This window comes from Archangium sp. (assembly GCF_036388035.1).
Lineage (GTDB): Bacteria > Myxococcota > Myxococcia > Myxococcales > Myxococcaceae > Archangium.
On sequence record NZ_DASVSO010000254.1, the window covers coordinates 1 to 8388 of the forward strand.

Here is an 8388-nt window from a genome sequence, read left to right on the forward strand (position 1 = left end):
CCCCTGCGCGTGCGCTTCGCCCGGCTGCCCACGAACCCGCAGGAAGTGGAGGCGCGCAAGGAGCGGATGCAGGAACGGGTGAACGAGCTGGACCGCGATGCCTTCCGGCTGGGCTACGAGCTGCAGAGCATGACGGCCATCGCCACCGCGGTGCGCAAGTGGGTGGAGGACACGCGCTCGGAGCGCCAGAACACTCCCGAGGAGGAGCGGGAGTTCCTCACCCAGCTCGGCAACGAGGAGCGGAGGGTGGAGACACTCCAGGCCGAGCTGCAGCAGCTCCGCTCGCGCCTGGCGGACGAGCGCGGGTCCGCCAACGCCTTCGTCGCCGGAGAGGACGTCATCCGCGCGAGGTACCGCGAGGTGCTCCAGCGCGAGCACGCCCTGTTGGCCGCCGCCGAGGGTCGGCTGTCCGGGGAGGACGCGGCGCTGGTGGGGCGCACCCACGAGGCGCGCCAGCGGGCCAACGCCCTGCGCGCGCGGGTGGAGCTGTCCCGGCAGGTGCTGCGCGCCCAGGTGGAGCGGCGCGGCAAGCTCATCCGGGAGAAGGTGCTGGTCGAGCAGCAGCTCCTCCAGGGCTACCACCAGGAGGTGGTCGCCGTGGCCGGCGACGCGCGCAACCTGGTGGGCCGCATCGCCTACGAGAGCTTCAAGAAGGTGCGCCAGCAGTTCTACGACCTCGTGCTGAAGGGGGACGTGGGACTGGTGGACGTGGCCTTCACCCGCAAGCAGGACAAGACGACGGAGATTCAGAAGCTGTCCTCGCAGAAGGACGAGGAGCTGCACTCGCTGGAAGTGGAGTTCAAGGAAGTCCTCGAGGACACCCACTAGATGCGCCGCCCCCTGCTGCTCACCCTCCTGACGCTGGCCACCGCGAGCGCCGCCGCGCGGGACACGGCACATCCGGAGTCAGCGGCTGAGGCCCCCGCGCAACAGGTGCGCTCGCGCTTCGCGGGCCTGGGTCGCACGCCCGAGCAGGAGAAGCTGCTGGAGGAGCTGAGCGAGGCCGTCCAGCGCTACGAGGAGGAGTCTCGCGAGTACAAGCGCTCGGTGCAGCGCCTCATCGAGAAGAAGTACCAGGAGCGGCGCGAGCGGCTGTCCGGGTCGTACGAGAAGGCCCTCTCCACCCTGGAGGAGCAGGAGCGCCAGGAGCGCCAGGAGGCCATCGCGCGCTTCGAGGAGTTCCTCCGGCGCTACCCCGAGGAGCCGCGCTACTCGCCGGACGTGATGTTCCGCCTGGCGGAGCTGTACTACGAGCGCTCCAGCGACACGCACCTGGTGGCCATGCGCGGGTTCGAGGAGAAGCTGCGCACCCTCCCCGAGAGCGCCGAGCCCCCTGCCGAGCCGCAGCCGGACTTCAACCCGTCCATCACCCTCTACCGCAAGCTCCTCGCGAGCTTCCCGGAGTACCGGCTCAACGACGGCGCGTACTACCTGCTCGGCTACTGCCTGGAGAAGCAGAACGCCTTCGAGGAGAGCCGCGCCACCTACCAGCAGCTCATCGCCCGCTACCCCACCAGCCGCTTCACCACCGAGGCGTGGGTCCGCATCGGCGAGTACTACTTCGACTCCTACGACGAGGTGGATGCGCTCACCCGGGCGGCCGAGGCCTACGAGGCGGCCGTGCGCGACACCTCGCACCCGCTCTACGACAAGGCGCTCTACAAGCTGGGTTGGACGTACTACCGCATGGACCGCTACGACGAGGCCGTCACCCGCTTCGTCGCGCTCGTGGACTTCTACGAGGCCCAGCGCGCCGCCCGGGGCGAGGAGGCCGGCGGCGGCGACCTGCGCGCGGAAGCGCTCCAGTACACGGCCATCTCCTTCTCCGACGAGGCCTGGGGCGGCCTCGACAAGGTCCAGGCGTTCTTCGCGAGGCTTGGCTCCCGGCCCTACGAGGCCGAGGTGTACCGGCGCCTGGGTGACGTCTACTTCGACCAGACCCAACACGAGGCGGCCATCACCGCCTACCGGCTGGTGCTTCAGAAGGACCCGCTCGCCCCGGACGCGCCCCAGCTTCAACAGAAGATCGTCCAGGCGTACGAGCGCGACCGCAAGCTGACCGAGTCCTCCACCGAGTCCCAGAAGCTCTCCGAGCTCTACTCGCCCGGCTCCCCGTGGTACCAGAAGCACCAGAACGATCCGGACGCGCTCGCCACCGCGAACGACCTGACCGAGAAGAGCCTCTACTCCAGCGCCATCTACCACCACCAGCAGGCGCTCGTGTTCAAGCAGGAGGGCCGGTTCGACCAGGCCAAGGCGAGCTTCGAGCTGGGCGCCACCTCCTACGGCAAGTACCTGGAGCGCTTCCCGCGCGGCAAGAACGCCTACGAGATGGAGTTCTATTACGCGGAGTGCCTCTACAACTCGCTGCGGTTCGGCGCGGCGGCGAAGCATTACGAGGGGGTGCGCGACTCATCCCTGGGCAACAAGTACTTCGCTGAGTCCGCCTTCAGTGCGGTACTCGCCTGGCAGAAGCAGCTCGAGGCGGACATCAAGGCGGGCACCCTCCCCCCGCGCTCCCCGCTGCGCTCCAACGAGCGCCCCGAGGGCCAGAAGGTCCAGCCCACCCCGCTCTCCGCGTTGGAGACGAAGCTGGTGGCCGCCTCGGACCTCCACGTGGCGAAGCTCCCCCAGAGCGAGCGCTCGCCCGGCATCGCCTACAAGGCAGCGGAGCTGTACTACGCCCACGACGACTTCCCCGAGGCCCGCAGGCGCTTCGAGGCCCTCGTGAAGGCCTACCCCCAGAACGAGGTGGCCCGCTTCTCCACCAACCTCATCGTCGAGACCTTCCTCATCGACCAGGACTGGAAGAGCGTCGAGGCCGTCAGCGGCACGCTCGCCTCCAACAAGGAGGTCATCGACCCCCACAGCGACCTGCACAAGGACCTGGTCCGCTTCAAGCTCGCCGGCCGCTTCAAGCTCGCCGACCAGCTCCTCGCCGAGGGCAAGTACGACGAGGCCGCCACCAAGTACATCGAGCTCGTCAACGAGGCCCCTCGCCACGAGTTCGCCGACAAGGCCCTCAACAACGCCGCCGTCGCCTCCGAGAAGACGCGCCGCTTCGACTCGGCCCTCCAGCTCTACGAGCGCCTCTACCGCGAGTACCCCGCCTCGCCCCTGGCCGATGGGGCCCTCTTCCGCGTGGCCGTCAACGCGGAGAACTCGTACGACTTCGACCGGGCGGTGGTGAGCTACCAGAAGCTCGTGAAGGACTACCCCGCCTCGAAGGATCGCGAGGCCGCCCTCTTCAACGCCGCGCGCCTGCTCGAGGGCCAGCAGCGCTACGCCGAGGCCGCCTCCGCCTTCCAGCGCTACGCCGACCTCTTCCCCACCGCCCAGGACGCGCCGCGCAACCAGTTCCGCGCCGCCCTCATCCTCGAGAAGCGCGAGGACTGGAAGGGGGAGATCCGCGCCCTGGAGGCCTTCGTGCGCAAGTTCGCCACCCAGCCCGCCCAGGCGGAGCTGGTGGTGGACGCCAGGCGCCGCATCGGCGATGCGTGGCGCAAGCTCGGCAACGAGCGCTCGGCCCTCCAGTCCTACGAGGCTTCCGCCGGCGAGTTCGACCGCCGCAAGCTCCAGCCGGACACCCAGCCCATCGCCGCGGACGCCGCCGCCTACAGCCGCTTCCAGCTCGCCGAGGCCGAGTTCCGCAAGTTCGACACGCTCAAGATTGGTGGCAAGGGCAAGGCGCTGGAGCGCGGCTTCACCGCCAAGCGCACCGCGGTGAAGTCCGTCAACGACGCCTACTCCCGCGTCTTCACCTACAAGCGCCTGGAGTGGACGCTGGCCGCGCTCTACCGCCGGGGTTACGCCCTGGAGCGCTTCGCCAACACCATCATCGAGACCCCCATCCCCCCGGACGTGAAGCGACTCGGCGAGGAGGCGGTGGTGGCCTACCAGGACTTGCTCGCCCAGCAGACGGCGACGCTCGAGGACGCGGCCGTGGAGAGCTACGCCGCCACCCTCCAGGAGGCGCGCAAGAACCGCATCTCCAACGAGTGGACCCGCCGCACGCTCGAGTCGCTCCACCGCTTCCGGCCCAAGGAGTACCCGGTGCTCAAGGAGCCGAAGGACGCCATCGCCTCGGAACCGCTCTACCCCGAAGGCCTCCTGGGAGATGGGACATGAGCCCGCGCCGACTGCTCGTTCCAGGCCTGCTGCTGCTCGCCTCGGCCTGCGCCACCACGCCCAAGGCGGGCCCGGAGACCCAGCCCGCCGCCGTGACCGCCCCCGCCACTCCGAAGGAGGACACCCCGGCCGCGGACCCGAAGCCACAGGCCACCAAAGCCCCCGCGGATGCACTGAAGGACGACACCGCGTGGACGAACCTCGGCATCGTCCAGGAGCGCCTGGGCAAGAATGACGAGGCCGAGCGCGCCTACCGCCAGGCCCTGGAGCTGAAGCCCGAGCAGCAGGCCGCCTGGGACAACCTCACCCGCCTCCAGTGCCGCACCGCCCGCGCCGCCCAGGCCGAGGCCCAGCTGCGCGAGCGGCTCCAGGCCAACGCCGAGGCCCTGGCTCCCCGCACCGCGCTCGTGCTGGCGCTGCTGTGCCAGAAGAAGCTCGACGCCGCCGCCACCGAGGCCAAGCGCGTCCTCAAGGCGGACGAGCGCAACGTGCGCGCCATGCAGCTGCTCGCCCAGGTGTACTACCGCGAGCGCAAGCTCGAGCTGGCCAAGATGGTGCTGGAGAACGCCCGCGCCATCGCCCCGGACGAGCCCGCCACGCACAACACCCTGGGGCTGGTGCAGCTCGCGCTCGGCACGAAGCCCGCCGCCCTGGAGTCCTTCAAGAAGGCCTCGGAGCTCCAGCCGGACTTCGCCGAGGCGCGCAACAACTTCGGCGCCCTGCTCAACGAGGCCCAGGACTACCCCGCCGCCGTCCGCGAGCTGGAGGCCGCCGTGCGGGCCGCTCCGGACTTCGTCTCCGCCCGGCTCAACCTCGGCAACGCCTACCGGGGCCAGGGTGACTTCGCCCGCGCCCTCGCCGAGTACCAGCAGGTGCTGCGCCTCGCCCCGAGCCTGCCGGACACCTACTTCAACCTCGCCATCCTCCACCTCGACGCCGAGCCCCAGGAGCTGGACACCCTCGTCCGGCTCCAGGCCTGCCTCTCCTTCTTCGACCAGTACCGCGCCAGGGGCGGCCGCGACGAGCGCGTGGACGACTACGTCAAGGACGCCAGGAAGGGCCTCGAGAAGGAGGAGCGGCGGCGCGAGCGCGAGAAGCGGGAGCAGCTCCGCAAGGCCCAGCAGGCCGAGGCCCCCCCTTCCGACGCGTCTCCTCCACCTGCCTCCCCGGAAGGCACGCCCCCTGCCCGCCCCGCCTCCGGCTCGGGTAGAGTCGCCTCGGACAAGAAGTGAGCCTGCCCATGCGCCCTGCCCTCGCCCTCGTGCTCCTGCTCGCCGCCGCGCCCGTGCTCGCGGAGGACAGCGCCACGTCCGCCCCCCCGGCCACGGACAAGGCCAAGGACAAGGAGCCCGCCAAGAAGAAGAAGGTCATCCGCCTGGAGGCCATCACCGTCGAGGGGCGCATCCAGAAGCCGCAGGCCTTCTACATCCTCCAGCGCTCCAACCTGGACTTCGACGAGATCAACAAGGCCGAGAGCTTCGTGCCCAAGGTCGTCAAGAGCGTGGAGAAGGAACCTTTCTAGGTTCCCAGGGACGAGACATGGCTTCCACCCAGCAGAGCCGAATCCTCCGCGTCGGCCTCCTCCAGGACGGGCGCATCCTCGAGGAGCGCCACCTGCGCCGGCCCGGGGACCTCACCGTCGGCCGCGACGCGAAGAGCACCCTCGTGCTGCCGCTGTCGGAGGACCTGCCGGCCCGCTTCACCGTCTTCGAGTACCGCGCCAACCAGTACAACCTCGTCTTCAGCGCGGGCATGAAGGGCCGCGTCCACCTCGGCTCCTCGGACGTGGACTTCGAGGCCCTGCGCGCCGACGGCATGGCCATGCAGCGCGGCCACCAGTACGTGCTGCCCCTGCAGGAGAGCGCCCGCGGGCTGGTGGAGCTCGACGGCGACCTGAGCCTCTTCTTCCAGTTCGTCCCCCCGCCGCCCGCGGCCGAGAAGCCCCAGCTTCCCCCCGACCTCCGGGGCGGCCTGTGGCGGACCATGGACCGGGTCTTCTTCGGCATCCTGGCCGCCTCGCTGCTGCTCCACTTCTCCGGCGCGGCGATCATCATCGCCTCCGAGCCTCCGCCCGAGCCCGAGCTGTCCCTCGACGAGCTGCCCGACCGCTTCGCCCGGGTGCTCATCCCCCCAAAGCCCGAGGAGCCCAAGCCGCGGGCCGCCGAGACGGCCCAGGCCGCCGCGGCCACCGAGGAGAAGCCCCAGTCGAATGACGCGCAGGACAAGCCCGCCGAGGCCACCAGGCCCGCCAACGCCCAGGAGGCGGCCGCCCGGCGCGCCGAGGTGGTGAAGAAGGTGGAGGGCAAGGGCCTCCTGAAGATCCTCGGCTCCTCGGGCAGCGGCGGTGGGGGCGCGTTCGCGGACGTGCTCGGCGGCAGCACCGGGGGTGGGGAGATCGCCGCGGCGCTGGCCGGCGCGGGCGGCGTGGGCATCGCCACCGAGGCCTCGGTGGGTGCCACCGGCCCTCGCGGGGGCGGCACTGGCAACGTCGCCGGCATCGGCGAGCTGGGCACCAGCGGCGCCGGCAAGGTGGACCTGGGCTCCTCCAAGAAGGAGGTCGAGGTCTCCGGCCGCGTCACCAGCTCCACCCCCGAGGTGGAGAGCTCGGACGTGGACCGCGAGGCGCTCGCCCGCTACGTCAAGGTCCGCCTCAAGGCCATCCAGAACTGCTACGAGAAGGAGCTCAAGCGCAACCCGAGCCTCAAGGGCAAGGTGATGGTGCGCTTCAGCATCCTGCCCTCCGGTCGCACCGGGGACATCGAAATCGAGGAAAACACCCTGGGCAACGACGCGGTGGGCAGTTGTATCCGCACCGTCATCCGCAGCTGGGTGTTCCCCTTCAAACCAGACGACGAAGTCCCGGTGGCATACCCGTTCGTCTTCTCGCCAGCGGGGTAGAATCGGCTCGGCAGTCCGCATCCCGGGGGGTCGGGGACATGGAGAAGCTGGCCGTCATTTCGTCGTCACCGCTGTTCGAGATGCTCTCCAGCACGGAGCTGGCGCACCTGGCCGAGCTGGCCGAGCAACGGCGCTATGCCTCTGGGGACATCGTCTTCGAGGAGGGAGCGCTGGGCGACAGCCTCTACGTCATCGTCCGCGGGGAGGTGGAGGTGCTGCGGCGCGACGGCGGCGGGGAGCCCCGGGTCCTCACGGTGCTCACCGCCCCGGACTTCTTCGGGGAGATGAGCCTCCTGGACAAGGAGTACCGCTCCGCCACGGTGCGGGCGCGCTCGGAGGCGGTGCTGCTGCGGCTCACCACCCAGCACCTGGCCACCTTCCGCCAGACGCACCGCGAGGGCTTCACCTTCGTCGTCATCAACATCGCCCGCATCCTGTCGGCGCGGGTGCGCGAGGCCAACGCCCGGCTCGCGGCCAGGCAAGCGTGAGCACCCTCGCGTTGACACCCCCGCCCCACCTCTCTAGCGTCGGGGCCATGCGCCGCGGCCCCCGAGCACAGGACATGCGCCACATCGGACTGCTGGCGGTGGTGCTCGCGAGCGGGCTCACCCTGGCACAGCCCCCTTCACGTCCCGCCCCCGCCCCCGCCGCCTCGCCCTTCCTGGAGAAGGCCAGCGACGTGCCGGACCCGCAAAAGCTCGAGCGGGGCACCAAGGCCCTCACCACCATGCGCGAGGTGCTCCGGGACATGCTGGGCAAGCTGGAGGAGGCCCGGCGCGCCAAGGACGTGGTGAGGCTCAACTGCGTCAACGAGAAGCTCACTCGAATCAAGGGCCTGCTGCGCATCTCCGAGCAGGCGGACGTGGCGCTCCAGGAGGCCGTGGCCCGCCGCGAGTCCACCTCCAGCGAGCACGAGTACACCAAGCTGATGATCGCCCAGCAGAAGGTGGCCCAGCTGCGCGCCGAGGCCGAGGCCTGCATCGGGCAGCTCGCCTTCCGCACGGACGAGAATCTTTCGGTGGAGGTGGAGGAGCCCAAGAACCTCCCCGGGGGAGACCCGACCCACCCCAAGCCGGTGGAGAACATCATCGTCCGCCCGCCCCCCGCCAGCTCCGTCCGCTAGCGTCTCTCCGCCTCCTCACCCGGCTTGCGAGCGCCCCTGTGTGGCCGCCGGGAGCAGGGCAAAGTCTTCGGGCCCACGGGATGTGCGTGGTATGACTCCAGGCCTGGAGTCCCCAACCGTTTCATGACGCAGCCTGCCAACAAGTGGAGGGCCTGGTGCCTGCTGGCCATGGTGGCGTTGTGGCCCGCGCTCGGGCATGCCCAACAGGTGGGTGGCAATGGCGTCAAGGTGGGTGAGGG

Annotated in this window: 6 protein-coding genes and 1 pseudogene; all 7 read left to right on the plus strand. The window is 70.2% G+C overall.

Annotated elements, in window-relative coordinates; all coding sequences use genetic code 11:
* A pseudogene (locus VF697_RS10875) lies at positions 1 to 828 on the plus strand (hypothetical protein); the annotation flags it as partial.
* On the plus strand, positions 829 to 4128 hold the full coding sequence (locus tag VF697_RS10880; RefSeq protein ID WP_331093996.1) for a tetratricopeptide repeat protein: 3300 nt from the start codon (positions 829 to 831) through the stop codon (positions 4126 to 4128).
* Positions 4125 to 5360, plus strand: coding sequence for a tetratricopeptide repeat protein (locus tag VF697_RS10885; protein WP_331093998.1), 1236 nt, complete (start codon positions 4125 to 4127; stop codon positions 5358 to 5360). Before VF697_RS10880 ends, VF697_RS10885 begins: the two co-directional genes overlap by 4 nt.
* An 8-nt stretch (positions 5361 to 5368) precedes the next feature.
* Positions 5369 to 5650 carry a hypothetical protein gene (locus VF697_RS10890; protein WP_331094000.1) on the plus strand — a complete coding sequence of 94 codons (282 nt, stop codon included), beginning with the start codon at positions 5369 to 5371 and terminating at the stop codon, positions 5648 to 5650.
* A gap of 17 nt (positions 5651 to 5667) precedes the next feature.
* Positions 5668 to 7026 (plus strand): AgmX/PglI C-terminal domain-containing protein, encoded by a 1359-nt coding sequence (locus VF697_RS10895; RefSeq protein ID WP_331094002.1) that lies wholly within the window; start codon positions 5668 to 5670, stop codon positions 7024 to 7026.
* A gap of 38 nt (positions 7027 to 7064) precedes the next feature.
* Complete coding sequence (locus tag VF697_RS10900) at positions 7065 to 7514, plus strand: cyclic nucleotide-binding domain-containing protein (RefSeq protein WP_331094004.1); 450 nt, start codon at positions 7065 to 7067, stop codon at positions 7512 to 7514.
* A gap of 74 nt (positions 7515 to 7588) precedes the next feature.
* Positions 7589 to 8149: a hypothetical protein gene (locus VF697_RS10905; protein ID WP_331094006.1), complete on the plus strand. Its 561-nt coding sequence runs from the start codon at positions 7589 to 7591 to the stop codon at positions 8147 to 8149.
* Positions 8150 to 8388 lie beyond the last annotated feature (239 nt).